The organism is Pseudomonas sp. F9001, from assembly GCF_013385435.1.
Lineage (GTDB): Bacteria > Pseudomonadota > Gammaproteobacteria > Pseudomonadales > Pseudomonadaceae > Aquipseudomonas.
The window spans coordinates 44,921-62,669 of sequence record NZ_JACAPX010000022.1 but is presented as its reverse complement, the minus strand read 5'-3'; the positions used below and the strand labels follow the sequence as shown (position 1 = coordinate 62,669).

General features: G+C 60.5%; 20 protein-coding genes. 12 read left to right on the top strand and 8 right to left on the bottom strand.

Going from position 1 to position 17,749, the window contains the following annotated elements; translation table 11 throughout:
* Nucleotides 1-53: 53 nt before the first annotated feature.
* Both HX818_RS21160 and HX818_RS21155 read right to left on the bottom strand, forming a co-directional pair.
* A complete protein-coding gene (locus tag HX818_RS21160; RefSeq protein ID WP_003213133.1) occupies nucleotides 54-374 on the bottom strand; it encodes a hypothetical protein in 321 nt (106 codons plus the stop codon).
* Nucleotides 375-504: 130 nt separating this feature from the next.
* On the bottom strand, nucleotides 505-1,095 hold the full coding sequence (locus HX818_RS21155; protein WP_008433198.1) for a cysteine hydrolase family protein: 591 nt from the start codon (nucleotides 1,093-1,095) through the stop codon (nucleotides 505-507).
* A gap of 240 nt (nucleotides 1,096-1,335) precedes the next feature.
* Between HX818_RS21155 and prmB the strand changes: the two genes are divergently transcribed.
* Nucleotides 1,336-2,244, top strand: a complete 909-nt coding sequence (gene prmB / locus HX818_RS21150) for a 50S ribosomal protein L3 N(5)-glutamine methyltransferase (protein ID WP_177020688.1) — start codon at nucleotides 1,336-1,338, stop codon at nucleotides 2,242-2,244.
* 147 nt (nucleotides 2,245-2,391) lie between these two features.
* Here the strand turns inward: prmB and HX818_RS21145 are convergent, their stop codons facing one another.
* Together HX818_RS21145 and HX818_RS21140 are read right to left on the bottom strand one after the other, a co-directional pair.
* Nucleotides 2,392-3,195 (bottom strand): hypothetical protein, encoded by an 804-nt coding sequence (locus HX818_RS21145; RefSeq protein ID WP_177020687.1) that lies wholly within the window; start codon nucleotides 3,193-3,195, stop codon nucleotides 2,392-2,394.
* A gap of 100 nt (nucleotides 3,196-3,295) precedes the next feature.
* Nucleotides 3,296-4,258, bottom strand: coding sequence for an alpha/beta hydrolase (locus tag HX818_RS21140; RefSeq protein ID WP_003213124.1), 963 nt, complete (start codon nucleotides 4,256-4,258; stop codon nucleotides 3,296-3,298).
* Nucleotides 4,259-4,401: 143 nt separating this feature from the next.
* Between HX818_RS21140 and aroC the strand changes: the two genes are divergently transcribed.
* The 4 genes from aroC to HX818_RS21120 all read left to right on the top strand — a co-directional run bounded on the left by aroC (nucleotide 4,402) and on the right by HX818_RS21120 (nucleotide 7,887).
* Entirely contained in the window at nucleotides 4,402-5,493 is a 1,092-nt protein-coding gene (aroC, locus tag HX818_RS21135) for a chorismate synthase (protein WP_003213122.1), read from the top strand.
* Between the two features lie 148 nt (nucleotides 5,494-5,641).
* On the top strand, nucleotides 5,642-6,793 hold the full coding sequence (locus tag HX818_RS21130) for an MFS transporter (protein WP_177009504.1): 1,152 nt from the start codon (nucleotides 5,642-5,644) through the stop codon (nucleotides 6,791-6,793).
* A gap of 28 nt (nucleotides 6,794-6,821) precedes the next feature.
* Nucleotides 6,822-7,367, top strand: a complete 546-nt coding sequence (locus tag HX818_RS21125) for an acireductone dioxygenase (RefSeq protein ID WP_003216782.1) — start codon at nucleotides 6,822-6,824, stop codon at nucleotides 7,365-7,367.
* Between the two features lie 235 nt (nucleotides 7,368-7,602).
* A complete protein-coding gene (locus HX818_RS21120; protein WP_003216779.1) occupies nucleotides 7,603-7,887 on the top strand; it encodes a response regulator transcription factor in 285 nt (94 codons plus the stop codon).
* 54 nt (nucleotides 7,888-7,941) lie between these two features.
* Here the strand turns inward: HX818_RS21120 and HX818_RS21115 are convergent, their stop codons facing one another.
* Nucleotides 7,942-8,220, bottom strand: a complete 279-nt coding sequence (locus tag HX818_RS21115; protein ID WP_003216777.1) for a DUF3509 domain-containing protein — start codon at nucleotides 8,218-8,220, stop codon at nucleotides 7,942-7,944.
* A gap of 398 nt (nucleotides 8,221-8,618) precedes the next feature.
* Here HX818_RS21115 and HX818_RS21110 point away from each other — a divergent pair, with 398 nt between their 5' ends.
* The 5 genes from HX818_RS21110 to HX818_RS21090 all read left to right on the top strand — a co-directional run bounded on the left by HX818_RS21110 (nucleotide 8,619) and on the right by HX818_RS21090 (nucleotide 14,373).
* On the top strand, nucleotides 8,619-10,445 hold the full coding sequence (locus HX818_RS21110; protein WP_177020686.1) for a long-chain-acyl-CoA synthetase: 1,827 nt from the start codon (nucleotides 8,619-8,621) through the stop codon (nucleotides 10,443-10,445).
* A 96-nt stretch (nucleotides 10,446-10,541) separates the two neighbouring features.
* Nucleotides 10,542-11,057 (top strand): ankyrin repeat domain-containing protein, encoded by a 516-nt coding sequence (locus HX818_RS21105; protein WP_010176046.1) that lies wholly within the window; start codon nucleotides 10,542-10,544, stop codon nucleotides 11,055-11,057.
* A gap of 41 nt (nucleotides 11,058-11,098) precedes the next feature.
* Nucleotides 11,099-11,629 (top strand): hypothetical protein, encoded by a 531-nt coding sequence (locus HX818_RS21100; RefSeq protein ID WP_177020685.1) that lies wholly within the window; start codon nucleotides 11,099-11,101, stop codon nucleotides 11,627-11,629.
* 68 nt (nucleotides 11,630-11,697) lie between these two features.
* Entirely contained in the window at nucleotides 11,698-11,889 is a 192-nt protein-coding gene (locus HX818_RS21095; protein WP_003172956.1) for a PLDc N-terminal domain-containing protein, read from the top strand.
* Nucleotides 11,890-12,285: 396 nt separating this feature from the next.
* Nucleotides 12,286-14,373, top strand: coding sequence for an LTA synthase family protein (locus tag HX818_RS21090; protein ID WP_177020684.1), 2,088 nt, complete (start codon nucleotides 12,286-12,288; stop codon nucleotides 14,371-14,373).
* A 60-nt stretch (nucleotides 14,374-14,433) separates the two neighbouring features.
* On the opposite strand, the gene HX818_RS21085 is transcribed toward HX818_RS21090, so the two are convergent.
* Complete coding sequence (locus HX818_RS21085) at nucleotides 14,434-14,586, bottom strand: DUF3309 family protein (protein WP_003216767.1); 153 nt, start codon at nucleotides 14,584-14,586, stop codon at nucleotides 14,434-14,436.
* A gap of 329 nt (nucleotides 14,587-14,915) precedes the next feature.
* On the opposite strand from HX818_RS21085, the gene HX818_RS21080 reads away from it, so the two are divergent.
* Both HX818_RS21080 and csrA read left to right on the top strand, forming a co-directional pair.
* Complete coding sequence (locus tag HX818_RS21080) at nucleotides 14,916-15,737, top strand: SDR family oxidoreductase (RefSeq protein ID WP_177020683.1); 822 nt, start codon at nucleotides 14,916-14,918, stop codon at nucleotides 15,735-15,737.
* 248 nt (nucleotides 15,738-15,985) lie between these two features.
* On the top strand, nucleotides 15,986-16,195 hold the full coding sequence (csrA, locus tag HX818_RS21075) for a carbon storage regulator CsrA (protein ID WP_008433220.1): 210 nt from the start codon (nucleotides 15,986-15,988) through the stop codon (nucleotides 16,193-16,195).
* 3 nt (nucleotides 16,196-16,198) lie between these two features.
* On the opposite strand, the gene HX818_RS21070 is transcribed toward csrA, so the two are convergent.
* Nucleotides 16,199-16,426 (bottom strand): YheU family protein, encoded by a 228-nt coding sequence (locus HX818_RS21070; RefSeq protein WP_003192759.1) that lies wholly within the window; start codon nucleotides 16,424-16,426, stop codon nucleotides 16,199-16,201.
* Between the two features lie 59 nt (nucleotides 16,427-16,485).
* Nucleotides 16,486-17,670: an osmoprotectant NAGGN system M42 family peptidase gene (locus tag HX818_RS21065; RefSeq protein WP_003216760.1), complete on the bottom strand. Its 1,185-nt coding sequence runs from the start codon at nucleotides 17,668-17,670 to the stop codon at nucleotides 16,486-16,488.
* Nucleotides 17,671-17,749 lie beyond the last annotated feature (79 nt).

The window sequence follows — 17,749 nt, the reverse complement described above, 5'->3', positions numbered from 1 at the left end:
CAGTTTACCTAATCGCGGCGGCTTGATGCGCAACAAACGCTATCTGTGCGCCATCAGTCGTGCTTTTTCATCAGGTGCGAAGCGATGTTCAGTGACAGCGGTTGGCGCATGCGCCGACGGCAACGGCGCCACAGCCATACGCCGAACCACAGCACCAGCAGGCCGATGACCAAGAGTATTGCAGAACCGCCAGGGCTGGCATTCAGCTCGCCCAGGGCCGGTGAGTGTCCAACCAAACCAGCGCCGCCAGCAATTGCCAGTAGTACGCCACCTATCGCCAACAGCGCGGCAAAGCCGGCGCCGATGCGCAGACGCCAGTTGCTCGGGCCCTTGGGGCGCAAGCGACGAGCATCAAAACCATCGGATATCTTCATTCCGACCTTTCCTCCAGGGTATCGACCCTTCGACCGGAAGATACACAGGTTGTTCCGGGTACAGAGGCAATTGCAGCAAATGACAGGTATTTGCGGATGAGCGGGCGGCTACCCGCTCATCGAAGGTCGATCAGATCAGATCTTTGGTCAAGGCGAGGGTGGCGAAGTTGTCAGCCATGATGGCCATTTCAGTCTGCTGCACGTGGTCGGCGCTGAGGATGCCGCCCTTGTAAGGCAGGTCGCGGGTGGCGCAGGCGTCTTCCACCAGGGTGCAGCGAAAGCCCAGGTTTTTTGCCGCACGCACCGTGGTGCTGACGCTGGAGTGGCTCATGAAGCCGCAGACGATCAGGTCCAGGGAACCGAGGTCTTGCAGGTGTTTCTCCAGGCCGGTGCCGTGGAAGGCGCTGGGCAGCAGCTTGCCGATGATGGTTTCGTCGGCCTGTGGCTCAAGGCCAGGAATGAACTCACCGCGCTCGCCCTGAGGGTCAAACAACCCGCCGACAGTGCCCAGGTGGCGCACATGCACGATCGGGCGCCCGGCGTTGCGCGCGGCAGCCGCCAGTTGCTTGATATTTTCGACAGCAGCGTCCATGCCCGAGAGGGCGAGGGGACCACTGAGGTATTCCTTCTGGGCGTCGATGATCACGAGGGTCGCATGGTTCAGGTTCGCCGCTGCGTAACCACGACCGCTGAGTTGAAACATCGTCTTTGGAACGGACATTCTGGGGCTCCTGTGAGTGGGGCTTTTGTGACATTGTCCTCTGGCTGAGCGCTTCTGTGAATCGCTACCATCGTAAGGTACGCCGTTGTTGGCGTGCAGCGATGTCAATAGGGCACTACGTTTAGGCAAAAACCACGTTTAAGATGAAATCCGACGTGCGGCAAAGGGTTTTTTCGTACATCGTCGGTACAGCTTAAGACTGTTAGAATCGCCGGTCGTTTTTTCCAGGAGCTTGCCCCCGTGATCACTTCCCGCCTGCGCACCTTGCGCGACCACATCCGATGGGCCGTCAGCCGTTTCCATGGGGAAGACCTGTTTTTTGGCCATGGCACCGACAACGCCTGGGACGAAGCCCGGCAACTGGTGCTCGGCGCCTTGCACCTGCCATGGGAAATTGCCGACAGTTACCTGGATTGCAACCTGGAAGAAGAGGAAATCTCCCACGTGCAACGGTTGCTGCACCGCCGTATCCACGAGCGTGTGCCGACCGCTTACCTGTTGAAGGAAGCCTGGTTCTGCGGCATGTCGTTTATCGTTGATGAGCGTGTATTGATTCCCCGCTCACCGATTGGCGAACTGATCGAAAACCGCTTCGAACCGTGGCTGGGCACACCGCCGGCACGCATTCTGGACCTGTGCACCGGTTCCGGTTGCATCGGTATTGCCTGCGCCTACGAGTTCCAGGACGCCGAAGTGGTACTGGGCGACCTGTCCTTCGAAGCGCTGGAGGTGGCCAACCAGAACATCGAGCGCCATGGCGTCGATGAGCGCGTGTATACCGTTCAGGGCGACGGCTTTGATGGTTTGCCGGGCCAGCGTTTTGACCTGATCGTGTCCAACCCGCCGTATGTCGACGCCGAAGACTTTGCCGACATGCCGGATGAATACCAGCACGAGCCGGAGCTGGGCCTGGCCTGCGGTGACGACGGCTTGAACCTGGTTCGGCGAATGCTGGCCGAGGCGGCAGATCACTTGACCGAGAAGGGCTTGCTGATTGTCGAGGTGGGCAACAGCCAGGTTCACGTCGAGGCGTTGTACCCGGAAGTGGACTTCGCCTGGCTGGAGTTCGAGCGCGGCGGGCATGGCGTGTTCATGTTGACGGCCGAGCAGTGCCGGGCGCATCAGGCGGTGTTTGCCGCCAGGGTTTAACCGCTTCCAAGTGGGTAACGCGGTCAGTGTGGGAGCGGGCTTGCTCGCGAATGCGGTGGCTCAGTCAAGATATCCGGTGACTGACACACCGCATTCGCGAGCAAGCCCGCTCCCACATTTTGATCCGGTTTCAATTGATAAACCGGATTATCGATGCGTCGCAATCCAGATCAACAACCCCGCCTGAAACACGGTAAACGCCACCAGGCACGTAATCGTGAAGCGCAACCCGCTGTCTTCGCGCTTGAACTTGGTGACTTTTTCCTCTTCCTTGCGCAGTTTCACTTCCTGTTCCGCCAGGTTCTGCTCGGCCTGTTGCAGCATCTGCGCCGCTTCCAGAATCTCCACGAACTGCAGCTTTTCGGTGTTCCAGCTGTCCAGCACATCGCTGACCTTGCCCGGCTGCACGTTGCCCTTCAAATGCTGGACATCGGCGTACGCCACATCAAAGCCCTGGATACGCAGGAAGTGATCCCGGCGCAGGCGCGTGGCTTCGTTGAGGGCGTCCTTGTTGGCCAGGTCGACGCCGTCGACGCGGTAGTGCGACCACTTCTTTTTCGCCCAGGCGGCGCCCTGGGCTACCAGGAAACGGCCGATGCCGCGGTTAGCCGGCTCGATCTCCAGGCTGTTGCCCGGGCCAAAGTGCACCCGATGGGTCGCGTGATCGACCCAGATATCCAAATGGTTCTGTTCCCGGCGCACCCGCTGGCCCGGCAACTGAATGACCATGCGCAGCAGGCTGTGGTCCTTGTTGTTGCGTTCGGCCCAGCCAAACTGCACAAAGCGCAGGGGCCGCACGCCCGTGGCACGGTCGGTGGCCAAAGGGGCCAAGCGCAGCATCTTGAAATGTTCGGCCTGCACCTCCTCCCACGGTAACGCGGCCGATGCGGCGGCCTCGGTGTCAGCCGTGGTGTCGGCGGTAGGTTCGGGTGTTGCTTCGGTGTTCGTCATTCGGCGCGATCCTGTCCAAGCTCTGCGGGCCGACAGGCTTTTTGCTGTCGACCCATCGCTTATCGGCCGTTTTGCTCAGGACTGGAGGGGCAATACTCGCTTAACTGGCGCGAAGTCCGTCGATAAAGCGAACCAGGCGGGTGCCCAGTTCAGCCGCCAGCGGCAACTGCGGGTCGTTATAGGACTCCAGTTGCTGCTTCACGTTGTTGGGCACGATGCGCATCACGTGGTTCATGCCTTCGATCACCGTCAGCTCGGCGTCGGGCTTGGCCTTCTGCAATTGTTGCGCATCGGCCACGCCGACCTGCAGGTCATTGGTGCCCTGGACGATCAGCGCCGGCATGGTCAATTTGGCAAAGGCCGCCGAAGGGTCGGCGCGGAACAGGCTGATCAGATAGGGCTGCACGCTGGGGCGGAAAATGCCCTCAAGGGGGGTGGGCACATCGGCGTCCACCTGGCCGGCCTTGAGGTGATCGAGAATCTGGTTGCTGCGCAGTAACAGCGCTGGAGGCATATGGTCGGCCAGTTGCTGGCGGATCACCTGGTCCACCGGGCGCGCACTGCCCGACAGGGAGATCACCCCGGCCGGGTTGAGCTGCGGGGCGGCGAGGGCGGCCACCAGTGCACCTTCGCTGTGGCCCAGCACAATCAGCGGGCCCATGCGTGGGTCGGCCTTGAGCAACTTGCCCCAGGCCACGGCGTCGGACACGTAGGCATCCAGGGTCAGGTTGCGTTCATCGGGGGTGGCGGCAAGGCTGGCGGCCACGCCGCGCTTGTCGTAGCGCACGCTGGCGATGTTGTGCCTGGCCAGCACCCAGGCCAGGCGCTTGAGGCTGTCGTTGCGTGCGCCGTCGGCGCTGTTGCCGTTGCGGTCGGTGGGCCCGGAGCCGGCGATGATCAGCACCACCGGCACCGGCTTGTCGGATTTGGGCAACAACAGCGAACCAAACAGCTCGCCACTGCCGGTGTCCAGGCTGATGGGCCGTTGCAGCACGACAGGGGAGGCGGCGAAGCCAAGGCTGGAAAACAGAGTGAGGGTCAAAAGCAGAACTCGCAGCATCATCGCGCCATCATGAGGAAGGTGCCGGTTGGACCAACGTCTACCGGTAAGGTTTCGAGGATGAACTAGTCGGTTAGCCTGCGTATACTGGCCGCCTTAAGTTATTACGGTTGACTTGATTCAACTGATTTCACGGAGCGCCCTGCATGTCCGGCAATACCTACGGCAAGCTGTTCACTGTTACCACCGCGGGCGAAAGCCATGGCCCGGCGTTGGTCGCCATTGTCGACGGCTGCCCGCCGGGCCTCGAGTTGTCCCTGGAAGACCTGCAGCGTGACCTCGACCGCCGCAAGCCCGGCACCAGCCGCCACACCACCCAGCGCCAGGAAGCCGACGAAGTCGAAATCCTCTCGGGCGTGTTCGAGGGCCGCACCACCGGCTGCGCCATCGGCCTGCTGATTCGCAACACCGACCAGAAGTCCAAGGACTACTCGGCGATCAAGGACCTGTTCCGCCCGGCCCACGCCGACTACACCTACCACCACAAATACGGCGAGCGCGACTACCGTGGCGGTGGCCGCAGCTCGGCGCGGGAAACCGCGATGCGCGTGGCGGCCGGTGCGATTGCCAAGAAGTTCCTGGCGACCCAGGGCATCGTGATCCGCGGCTACATGAGCCAGCTGGGCCCGATCGAAATCCCGTTCAAGACCTGGGACAGCGTCGAAGACAACGCTTTCTTCTGCCCAGACCCGGATAAAGTGCCGGAGCTGGAAGCCTATATGGACCAGTTGCGCCGCGACCAGGATTCCGTCGGCGCCAAGATCACCGTGGTTGCCGAAGGCGTGATGCCGGGCCTGGGCGAGCCGATCTTCGACCGCCTCGATGCCGAACTGGCCCACGCGCTGATGAGCATCAACGCGGTCAAGGGCGTGGAAATCGGCGCCGGGTTCGATTGTGTGGCCCAGCGTGGCACCGAGCACCGTGACGAGCTGACCCCGGAAGGTTTCCTCAGCAACAACGCCGGCGGCATTCTCGGCGGCATTTCCTCCGGCCAGCCGATCGTTGCGCACCTGGCCCTCAAGCCGACGTCCAGCATCACCACGCCAGGCCGTTCGATCGATGTGCACGGCAACCCGGTGGACGTGATCACCAAGGGCCGTCACGACCCTTGCGTCGGCATCCGCGCCACGCCGATTGCCGAAGCGATGATGGCCATCGTGTTGATGGACCACCTGCTGCGCCATCGTGGGCAAAACGCCGACGTAAAAGTCAGTACTCCGGTATTGGGCCAGCTGTGACCGTGTGTGGCGAGCGAGCTTGCTCGCGCTGGGCTGCGCAGCGGCCCCAAAGCCTGCAATCCGGTAGTACCTGGAGAACTGCGGCGCTTCTATCGGGGCCGCTTCGCGACCCAGCGCGAGCAGGCTCGCTCGCCACAAGTCACTTATGCTGACGCAAGCCCTTCCATACTGGCGACTCTCCAGCTTCTACCTGTTCTATTTCGCCCTGCTGGGGGCGACGGCGCCGTTCCTGGCGTTGTACTTCGATCACCTTGGGTTCTCCAGCGCGCGCATCGGCGAGCTGGTGGCCATCCCCATGCTGATGCGCTGCGTGGCACCCAACCTGTGGGGCTGGCTGGGGGATTACACCGGCCGGCGCCTGGCCATCGTGCGCTTTGGCGCGGTGTGCACCCTGGTGAGTTTCTCGTTGATTTTTGTCAGCAAGACTTACGCCTGGCTGGCGCTGGTGATGGCCTTGCACGCGTTCTTCTGGCACGCGGTCCTGCCGCAGTTTGAAGTCATCACCCTCGCGCACCTGCAAGGCCAGACCTCGCGCTACAGCCAGGTGCGGTTGTGGGGCTCCATCGGTTTTATCCTCACCGTGGTGATCATGGGCCGCTTGTTCGACTGGCTGAGCCTGGATATCTACCCGGTGGTGGTCGTGGTGATCATGGCCGGCATCATCGGCGCGAGCCTCTGGGTGCCGAATGCGCAGCCGCCGGCCCAGGGCAACCGCCTGGCCGGTGACGGCTTTTTGCGGCAACTGCGCAGCCCCGGCGTCCTCGCGTTTTATGCCTGCGTGGCGCTGATGCAAATGAGCCACGGCCCGTACTACACCTTCCTCACCCTGCACCTTGAACACCTCGGTTACAGCCGTGGCGTGATCGGCATGTTGTGGGCGCTGGGCGTGGTGGCGGAAGTCTTGATGTTCCTGGCCATGAGCCGGATTCTCACGCGCTTTTCGGTACGCCGGGTATTGATGGCGAGTTTCCTGCTGGCCGCACTGCGCTGGTTGCTGCTGGGCTCGTTTGCCGAATTCTTCTGGGTGCTGTTGCTGGCGCAGGTGATGCACGCGGCGACCTTCGGCAGTTTTCACGCGGCGGCCATCCAGTTCGTGCAACGCAGCTTTGGCGCTCGCCAGCAAGGGCAGGGCCAGGCACTGTATGCGGCACTGGCCGGTACCGGCGGTGCGCTGGGCGCACTCTATTCAGGTTACAGCTGGAACCTGCTGGGGCCGACCCTGACCTTCAGCATTGCCAGCATCGCGGCCCTGGCCGCCGCCCTAATCATTGGCATTCGATTGCAAGAGGAGCGGCCATGAGCGGCTCCCGTGACAGAGGAAGAGTTTGATGAGCTATCTCGCGGTTTACCACGTCTGCACCCCCGACACCCCGAACAAGGTCCTGACTCACCAGGACGATATCGCCTCGACCCTGGCCGAGCTGGGTGTGGGGTTCGATCGCTGGCAGGCGGCTACCCGACTTGAGCCCGGGGCCAGCGAGGTTGAGATTATCGCCGCCTACCAGGCGCCCATCGACAAGCTGATGACCGAGCGCGGCTACACCACCGTTGATGTGCTCCGCGTCAGCAACGATCACCCGCAGAAAGCCCAATTGCGCGCCGAGCGACTCGACGAACACCGCATGGCCCAAGACCACGTGCGTTTTTTCGTAGCGGGTCGTGGGCTGTTTACCTTGCACATCGAAGATTATGTGTACGCGGTGTTCTGCGAGAAAAACGACCTGATCTTGGTGCCGAGCGGCATCCCGCACTGGTTTGATATGGGGGAGAACCCGCACTTTGTGGCGATCCGCCTGTTCAGTGACCCTGAAGGGCTGGCGGTCATGCTGACCGGCGACGCGATCGCCGAGGGTTTTCCTCGGCTTGATGACTAAGTTCGTCCGGCAATGCCTCCTGAACAGGGGGCATTTTTTTAACTTCAATTCCTTCAGGTTGGAAATCGCTGTAGGAATAAACTTGAAAGTTTGTGGGTAACAGCTGTTTATCGTTGACCTTACTTATTAGTTCCACTCTTTGTGTAACTCTCTCTGGTCTCAATATTTATTCGCCTGTCAATAGGAGTAATCCGACTTCGGGCGTTACAAGACCTATATGAAGAGAGAGGCCTGCATGAGCGGTTCGGAGCCACAGGAACAACCGTCCACGCAAACGGACAGCGCGCCGGTTGCCAACCGCAAGGCGCGTGCGATGTTGTCGGGTAAACCCCTGACCCCAAAGGAACGGGAAATCCTGCATTGGGCGGTCGAGGGCAAGACGGTGTGGGAAATCAGCAGGATTCGCTCCATCTCCCAGGCCACGGTGAAGTTTCACCTGCGCAACATCTACGGCAAGTTGCAGGTGACTAACCGGGTCCAGGCCGTGAACGAGGCAGTGAAACAGGGATTGTGCAAATAAAAAAAGGCCGTGGTGCGCAACGGCACCACGACCTGTTCGGGTCCTGCATGACGGTCAAGCCGAATGGTAGGTCGGCAGGGCAAAGCGGTTCTGGCTTTGCAGCATCGAAATCTGTGGCAGGTCGCTGGCTTGTTCAGCCAGGTCGCGGCGAATGGCGCTGATGACCCACGTCAGTTGGTCGGCCGTGTGCAGTTGCTGATAAGAGATCGAACGTTTGATCTGCTTGCCTTCGCTGTTACGCAAGGTCAGCAGGATGCCGCCATCAGGACGCGCCTGGGTGGTGACGTCGAAATTGGAGAACACAGAAGAAAATTTATCTTGGATCAGGCTCATGTCTATCAGCTCCGTTAGCTCATGTTTTGCAGCGTGGAGTGATAGGTGCAGTGATTGTGCCAGTACTGACTATCTTAAAAAATCGTTATAAATCAATCAGTTATAAAATTTTAAGATTTCCAGTTTCGTGCAATTTGCATGAATGGCCATCGTGCATCCTGCATTTTGCGGGGTTTTGCCAAGTGTTTCACAGCTGGCACGCAAGGCAGGTCTTCCATAGTGACCACCTGGCGGTGCGCTAAATTCCTTTTCCTTTCGGGATACAAAACTTTTCAAATCCTGCGTGTACAGCCGAAGAACGGCTGGCGTATTTTCCTGCAAGGCATTCGGCGCGGGTCTTACAGTGCGATGGGTGCTTTGAGGGTCATACGAACAATAAGAAAAAGGACGTTCCCGCCATGAACCACCCGCCAAGTGACATGATCACCTGGGGCATGATGCTGCGTAAGGTGCCCACCATTGTCCGTGCACTGCCGCGCCTGGTGCGCGGAATCCGCGTTGCCAACATCACAGATCCCGACCAGCCGTGCGGCCTGGGCTGGACCTTTGAACAAGCCACCCAACGCAACCCCGACGGCGCCGCGCTGCTGTATGGCGACACGGTGCTGAGCTACCGCCAGGCCAACCAGCAGGCCAACCGCATGGCTCACTACCTGCAGCGGCAGGGGATCGGCAAGGGCGACGTGGTGGCGTTGTTTATCGAGAACCGCCCCGAGTTGTTGCTCAGCGTACTGGCCGTGGCCAAGGTGGGCGGCATTTGCGCGATGCTCAATACCTCGCAAACCCAGTCGGCGCTGGTACATAGCCTCAACCTGGTGGCACCGGCGGCCATCGTGGTGGGAGCCGAGTTGGTAGGGGCCTACGAGGCCGTGCGCAGCCAGGTGGCCATCGAGGCGGATAAAACCTGGTTTATTGCCGATCAGCAGCACAGCCATGTGCCGCCGGATTACGTCGACCTGATGGCTGCCAGCGCCGACTGCCCGGTGGAAAACCCCGCCAGCACCCAGCAGATTTTTTTCAACGACCCTTGCTTCTATATCTACACCTCCGGCACCACCGGCTTGCCCAAGGCCGGCATTTTCAAGCATGGCCGCTGGATGAAGTCCTCGGCCAGTTTCGGCACCATCGCCCTGGATATGGGGCCCGAGGATGTCGTCTATTGCACCTTGCCGCTGTATCACGCCACTGGCCTGTGCGTGTGCTGGGGTTCGGCGATTGCCGGGGCGTCGGGGTTCGCGATTCGCCGCAAGTTCAGCGCCAGCCAGTTCTGGGACGATGTGCGCAAATTCAATGCGACCACCCTGGGTTATGTCGGCGAGCTGTGCCGCTACCTGATCGACCAGCCTGCCCATGGGCGCGACCTGGACAACCGGGTGACGAAGATGATCGGCAACGGCCTGCGCCCAGGGGTTTGGGCTGAGTTCAAGCAGCGCTTTGGCGTTGATCATATCTGCGAGCTGTACGCCGCCAGTGACGGCAACATCGGCTTCACCAATGTGCTGAACTTCGACAACACCATCGGCTTTTCCCTGATGCACTGGGCACTGGTGGACTACGCCCATGACAGCTGTGAGCCGATTCGCGGCGCCGACGGTTTCATGCGCGAAGTGCCCAAGGGGGGCCAGGGGCTGCTGCTGGCCAGGATCGATGACAAGGCACCGTTCGACGGCTACACCGACCCCGAGAAGAACCGCAAGGTGGTGCTCAGCGACGTGTTCGAGAAGGGCGACCGGTATTTCAACACCGGCGACCTGTTGCGCAATGTCGGCTTCGGCCACGCCCAATTCGTTGACCGGCTGGGGGACACCTACCGCTGGAAAGGTGAAAACGTCTCCACCACCGAAGTCGAGAACATCTTCCTGCAGCACCCGCAGATTTCCGAAGTGGTGGCCTACGGCGTGGAGATTGAAAACACCAACGGCCGCGCGGGCATGGCGGCCATTACGCCTGCCGAATCCCTAGCTTCCCTGGACATGCGCGAGTTGCTGACCTTCGCCCACGGGCAATTGCCCGCGTATGCGGTGCCGTTGTTCCTGCGGATCAAGGTGAAGATGGAAACCACGGGCACCTTTAAATACCAGAAGGTGAAACTCAAGGAGGAAGCGTTCGATCCGGGCAAGGCCGGTGATGATCCGATCTTTGCCTGGCTGCCTGGGTCGGACAGTTATGTGCCGGTCACCGGGCAACTGTTGGCGGATATTCAGGCGGGCAAGTTCCGTTATTGATTCTGCCTATCGCCGCTTTTGGGAAAAAAGGCATGACAGTGGGGAACTCCATCGCGAGACTGGGCGCCTTATGAAACACCAGACAAGGAGCCCCACATGTCAGACCAAGCCAAACAAATGACCGAAGACGAAGCCGCCGAATTTGCCGAGCAGGTGTTCGACGTGGCGCGCAAAGGCGATGCCGCGATGCTGGCGGCGTTGCTGGCCAAGGGCTTGCCGCCGAACCTGCGCAACCACAATGGCGATACGCTGTTGATGCTGTCGGCCTACCATGGCCATGTGGACGCGGTGAAAGTGCTGCTGGAATTCAAGGCCGACCCCCAGATTGCCAACGACAAGAACCAGCTGCCGATTGCCGGCGCGGCGTTCAAGGGCAACCTGCCGGTGGTCAAGGCATTGATCGAAGGCGGAGCGTTGGTCGAAGGCGCATCCTCTGATGGTCGCACCGCCTTGATGATGGCGGCGATGTTCAACCGTACCGAAATGGTGGACTACCTGATCAGCCAGGGCGCCAATCCCAAGGCCACCGATGCCCAGGGCGTGACCGCGCTGGCAGCGGCCCAGACCATGGGGGCGGTGGATACGGCGGCGCAGTTGCAAAAACTGGTGTAGGCTTTGCGCCCTCAAAATCAGCTCCGCCACAGGACCACCCCATGAAAACCGCACTCGTCGAACTCATCAGCAAAATCAGCTCCGGCTGCATGAGCGAACCCGAGATCGCCAAGGTGGCTGACGAAGCGGCCCAGGCCTACGCCGATCCCGACGCTTTCCTGGCCGCCAACCCCGACATCAACTACGACGACACTTTCCCGATTCCCCTGGGTGAGTGGATCGTCGTCGGCAGCCTGCCTGACACCGTGCTGTTCCAGGCCGACACCTACCTGGACCTGTTCGCCCAGATCGTCGCCTCCTTTGGCCCCGGCGTGGCGTTCAACCTCAAGCCCAAGCAACTGGCCAAGACCGAAGCCCTGACCGCGCTGAACCGCATCCAGATCCAGATGAGTGCCCTCAACCCGGAGAACGGCGGCTACGTGCTGATGAACTTCAGCCAGTTGCTGGACGACGAGATCCAGGCTGTGCTGGTCTACGGCGACGACGTGCCACGGGTGCTGGAGTTGTGTGCCGAAACCGGCATAAAGGGCGAACCATCGCTGGAAGCCCTGCGGGTTGCGGTACACGTCTGAAATAAAACGGAACCCCCGGCCACGGCTGACTATCCTAAGCAGGCAAGCCCTCACTTAGGAGCGACACCATGGGTTCCACTTTTAATGGTCTGATCGGGTTGATCATCCTCGCGCTGGATATCTGGGCGATCATCAACGTGTTCAAAAGCGGCGCGAGTACCGGCGCCAAAGTGTTGTGGATCCTGTTGATCCTGCTGCTGCCGGTACTGGGCTTGATCATCTGGGCGATCGCCGGGCCGCGCGGTAACGTGCGGATCTGATCCAAACAACGCTATCCAGAGCGGGCACAGTAAGTGTGGGAGCGGGCTTGCTCGCGAATACGGTGTAACAGTCACCTGATGTATCGACTGATTTACCGTATTCGCGAGCAAGCCCGCTCCCACATCTGTTTCCGTACGCCCGTTATTGTGTTTCGAGATATTCGCTGCACAGAATTTTCACATTCCATCCAAGACAATTCGCCGGCTATTTTTCCTGCCGGATGCTCTAAGACGAGTCTCAAACACTGGCCGGATTGAGTAATCAATGGCGTTGCCGGCGTTGATCGGGCACCATTTGCGCCATTGCGTTCACCGTCTACCCCAGCCTGACTGGGCGAGGGCGGGGCGCCGCTGTATTCATTCGCAACTTAAACTTCCAATGGGTCCTAAAACGACATGGCAAACCCGGACGCCCTGAATCAGCAGCGAGCTTCTAATCGCTTGCTGCAACCGACCGTCAAATCCCATCTGGCGTACACGCTGCTTTGTGCCTTGATCATGATGGTGATGTTCTCCCTGCTGCGCCTGGCGCTGCTGGTCTACAACCGCGAGATGATCCTCGACACACCGGCCTCGACTTTCCTTGAAGCGTTCGCCAACGGCCTGCGCCTGGATATCCGCCTGGTGATGTACCTGCTGGTGCCGCTGCTGCTGGCGTTGTTCAGCGTACGGGCCATGGCGGCGCGCGGGTTCTTCCGCTTGTGGCTGACGGTCGCGTCCAGCATCGCGCTGTTCCTGGGCCTGATGGAAATGGACTTCTACCGCGAGTTCCACCAGCGCCTCAACGGCCTGGTCTTCCAGTACGTGAAGGAAGACCCGAAAACCGTGATGAGCATGCTCTGGTACGGTTTCCCGGTGGTGCGCTACCTGCTGGCCTGGGCCGTGGGTACGCTGATCCTGAGCATCGCCTTCAAAGGCGCCGACCGTGCAACGCGCCCACGCGGCCCGTTCAGCGGTGGCAGCATCGGCACTCGCCAGGTAGCGCCGTGGTACACGCGCATCGCGGTGTTCGTGGTCTGCCTGCTGGTCGCCGTGGTCGCCATCCGTGGCACCCTGCGCCAGGGCCCGCCACTGCGTTGGGGCGACGTGTACACCACCGACTCGAACTTCGCCAACCAGTTGGGCCTCAACGGTACCTTGTCGCTGATTGCGGCGGCGAAATCGCGCTTCTCCGAGGAGCGTTCGAACATCTGGAAAGCCACCCTGGAGCAGCCGCTGGCCACCCAGACCGTGCGCGACATGCTGGTATTGCCGACCGAGAAACTGGTCGACACCGACACCGCCGCGGTACGCCGTGACTTCACGCCGCCGGCCGAGAAGACCCTGCCGATCAAGAACGTCGTGGTTATCCTGATGGAAAGCTTCGCCGGTCACTCGGTGGGCGCCCTGGGCCGCCCGGGCAATATCACGCCGTACTTCGACAAACTGTCCAAGGAAGGCCTGCTGTTCGACCGCTTCTTCTCCAACGGCACCCACACCCACCAGGGTATGTTCGCCACCATGGCCTGCTTCCCGAACCTGCCGGGTTTCGAATACCTGATGCAGACTCCGGAAGGCAGCCACAAGCTGTCGGGCCTGCCGCAGTTGCTCAGCCATCGCGATTTCGACGACGTGTACGTCTACAACGGCGACTTCGCCTGGGATAACCAGTCGGGCTTCTTCAGCAACCAGGGCATGACCAACTTCATCGGGCGTAATGACTTCGTCAACCCGGTGTTCTCGGACCCGACCTGGGGCGTGTCCGACCAGGACATGTTCAACCGTGGCCTGGAAGAGTTGAAGGCCCGTGAAGGCGGCAAACCGTTCTATGCGCTGCTGCAAACCCTGTCCAACCACACGCCGTACGCGTTGCCGACGCCATTGCCGGTCGAGAAGGTCACCGACCGTGGCAGCCTCAACGAGCATTTGACGGCCATGCGTTACTCCGACTGGGCCTTGGGCCAGTTCTTTGAAAAGGCCCGCAAGGAGCCGTACTTCAAGGAAACCCTGTTCGTGATCGTGGGCGACCACGGCTTCGGCAACGAGCAGCAGATCACCGAAATGGACCTGGGCCGCTTCAACGTGCCGATGCTGATGATCGCACCGGGCATGCAGGAGAAGTTCGGCGAGCGTGACCACACCGTGGGCACCCAGATCGACATCGTGCCGACCATCATGGGCCGCCTGGGCGGTGACACCCTGCACCAGTGCTGGGGCCGCGACCTGCTCAACCTGCCGGAAGGCGACAAGGGCTTTGGCGTGATCAAGCCGTCGGGCAGCGACCAGACCGTCGCCTTGCTTACCGGTGACCGGGTGCTGGTACTGCCCAAGGAAATGCCGCCGAAGTTGTGGGAATACGAACTGGGCGCCAACCCGACCGGGAAAGTGATTCCAGAGTCGCCGGACGAGGCTGCGTTGAAGCAGAAGCTCGAATCGTTCCTGCAGACCGCTACCAAGAGCCTGCTGGACAACACTGCCGGTGTAGTGGACGGCAAGCCGGACTAAACACCCGCGCATAAAAAAAGAGGCCTTTCAAGGCCTCTTTTTTTTGCACGCTGGAACGCGTTATATCTTGCCGAGCAACAACAGAATCAGCAGCACTACCAACACAGTACCGAGAATACCCGATGGCCCGTAACCCCAATTGCGTGAGTGAGGGAACACTGGAAGACCGCCGACCAGCAGGAGGATCAGAATAATGATAAGAATGAGGCTCATGTTTTGTTTTCCTTATTGTCTTCTGAAAAGACCTGTTATTTAACGGATAGGCCCGACAACTGATACGGACGCCTTAATAACTCCGACCAATGTGTTTGGCAGAAAATTCCGTGTTTTTTTAAAGCTTTTCGCTAACTTGCTTATTTCCTTTAACCCCGTTGCAAATAACCGCCCTTAGTTCAAATAAATTGAACTTGGCAGGTTTCCCGCTATCCGACCTGGCCCACGGTTTGCCTGGGGCATTCAGCAGTCTGATGGTGCGTGGGTGCGGGAAAAACCTTCGCTACACTGCGGCTCACTTCTTCCGTGAACCACAAGGCTACTTTCCTATGCAAAATCGCATGATGATCACCGGCGCCGGTTCTGGCCTGGGTCGCGAAATCGCTCTGCGCTGGGCCCGCGAGGGTTGGCAACTGGCCTTGTCGGACGTCAGCGAAGCGGGCCTGCAAGAAACCCTCAAGCTTGTACGCCAGGCCGGCGGTGACGGTTTCACCCAGCGCTGCGACGTGCGCGACTACAGCCAGCTCACCGCGTTCGCACAGGCCTGTGAGGAAAAGCTCGGTGGCATCGACGTGATCGTCAACAACGCCGGTGTCGCATCGGGCGGGTTCTTCAGCGAACTGTCCCTGGAAGACTGGGACTGGCAGATCGCGATCAACCTGATGGGCGTGGTCAAGGGCTGCAAGGCCTTCCTGCCGCTGCTGGAAAAGAGCAAGGGCCGCATCATCAACATCGCGTCCATGGCCGCCCTGATGCAGGGCCCGGCCATGAGCAACTACAACGTGGCCAAGGCCGGCGTGGTGGCGCTCTCGGAGAGCCTGCTGGTGGAACTCAAGCAACAGGAAGTCGGCGTGCATGTGGTGTGCCCATCCTTCTTCCAGACCAACCTGCTGGACTCGTTCCGCGGGCCGACGCCCGCGATGAAGGCCCAGGTGGGCAAGCTGCTGGAAAGCTCGCCGATTACCGCCGCACAGATCGCCGACTACATCTACCAGCAGGTGGCTGAAGGGCAATTCATGATCCTGCCCCACGAGCAGGGGCGCATGGCCTGGGCACTGAAACAGAAGAACCCGCAACTGCTGTATGACGAGATGACCGTGATGGCGGACAAGATGCGGGCGAAAGCTCAGTCGCAGGCGGTAAAAGGTTGAATTTCAGGTGAGCACCTGATGTGGCGAGGGCTTGTTGTGGCGAGGGAGCAAGCTCCCTCGCCACAGAGAGCGCCTGCAAATTTGAACATATCGTTTGGTTCTTGGGTGTAATTCGAGATTATTCACTGCCTGTCTGTAGGGTAATTTACCCTGATGTGTAAGGCATGCCTGTTTAACCTGAAGGCCATTGATGGTGCCAGGCAGGGAGCGCATGGTCGGGGTTCGGTAACTTAAAAAGGACGAACCCCATGCTGGTATTAAGCCGCGCGGTAGGTGAAATAATTTCGGTGGGTGACCAGATCACCTTGCGCATTCTGGAAGTGAACGGCACCCAAGTGAAGCTGGGTGTGGAAGCGCCGGTGGGGGTCAATGTGCACCGGGCGGAGGTCTATCAGAAGATCCTCAGTCGCCACGGGCAGCAGGCCAACACCCATCCAGTGCCTGTGCCCAATCCTTGAGTCTCAGTCGAACAGGTGCTTGGGCACATCGTGCTTGAGCATCAACTGGCACTGCTCGCTTTCGGGGTCGAAAACAATCAGCGCCTGGCCCTTGGTCAGCGCTTGGCGTACCCGCAGCACCCGTGTTTCCAGGGGTGTGTCGTCACCATTGTCGGTGCCGTCGCGGGTCACGAAGTCTTCGATGAGGCGTGTCAGGGTGTCGACTTCAAGTGCATCGTAGGGAATCAGCATACAAGCCTCGGCTAGGGAATCCCGGCGATGCTACTGCGCCGGGATCCGAGTTGCCAGTCTCAGGTTTTTTGGCCCACCAGGCTGTCCACCGACGGCACGCGGGTATCACTCTCCATTTGTGTGTCGTGTTCGATCTGGTGACTGAACCGGTCGAGGGAGCCCTTGGCCGGCTGTGCATCGCTGGCGAACACCGGCGGGCTGAGGATGTACGCGCCCAGCAGGCGACTCAGCGCGGCGAGGCTGTCGATGTGCGTGCGCTCATAACCATGGGTGGCATCGCAACCGAATGCCAGCAGTGCGGTGCGAATGTCGTGGCCGGCGGTCACCGCCGAATGCGCGTCGCTGAAGTAGTAGCGAAACAGGTCGCGACGCACCGGTAGCTCATTTTCCGCCGCCAGGCGCAGCAGGTGGCGGGACAGGTGATAGTCATACGGCCCGCCGGAATCCTGCATCGCCACACTCACCGCGTGCTCGCTGGAGTGCTGCTCGTGGGCCACCGGCGCAATGTCGATGCCGACGAACTCACTTACATCCCACGGCAATGCGGCCGCCGCACCACTGCCGGTTTCTTCGGTGATGGTGAACAGCGGATGGCAGTCGATCAGCAGCGGCTGGCCGCTGTCGACAATCGCCTTGAGCGCCGCCAGCAGCGCGGCAACCCCGGCTTTATCGTCCAGGTGGCGGGCGCTGATATGCCCGCTCTCGGTGAATTCCGGCAGCGGGTCGAAGGCGACGAAATCGCCGACGCTGATACCCAGGGAGTCACAGTCGGCGCGGGTGGCGCAGTAGGCATCCAGGCGCAGTTCGATGTGGTCCCAACTGATGGGCATTTCATCCACGGCCGTATTGAACGCGTGACCGGAGGCCATCAACGGCAGCACGCTGCCACGGATCACGCCGTTATCGGTGAACAGGCTGACGCGGCTGCCTTCGGCAAAACGGCTGGACCAGCAGCCGACCGGCGCGAGGGTCAGGCGGCCATTGTCCTTGATCGCCCGCACGGCGGCGCCGATGGTGTCCAGGTGCGCGGAAACGGCGCGGTCGGGGCTGTTTTTCTGGCCCTTGAGGGTGGCGCGGATGGTGCCGCGCCGGGTCATTTCAAAGGGAATGCCCAGCTCTTCGAGGCGCTCGGCAACATAGCGCACGATGGTGTCGGTAAACCCGGTGGGGCTGGGAATGGCGAGCATTTCCAGCAGCACTTTTTGCAGGTAAGCGAGATCCGGTTCGGGGATGGTTCGGGTCATAAAGACTCCTGATGAGTTGAGGATGATCGTTCCCACGCTCTGCGTGGGAATGCCTCATGGGACGCTCTGCGTCCTCTCT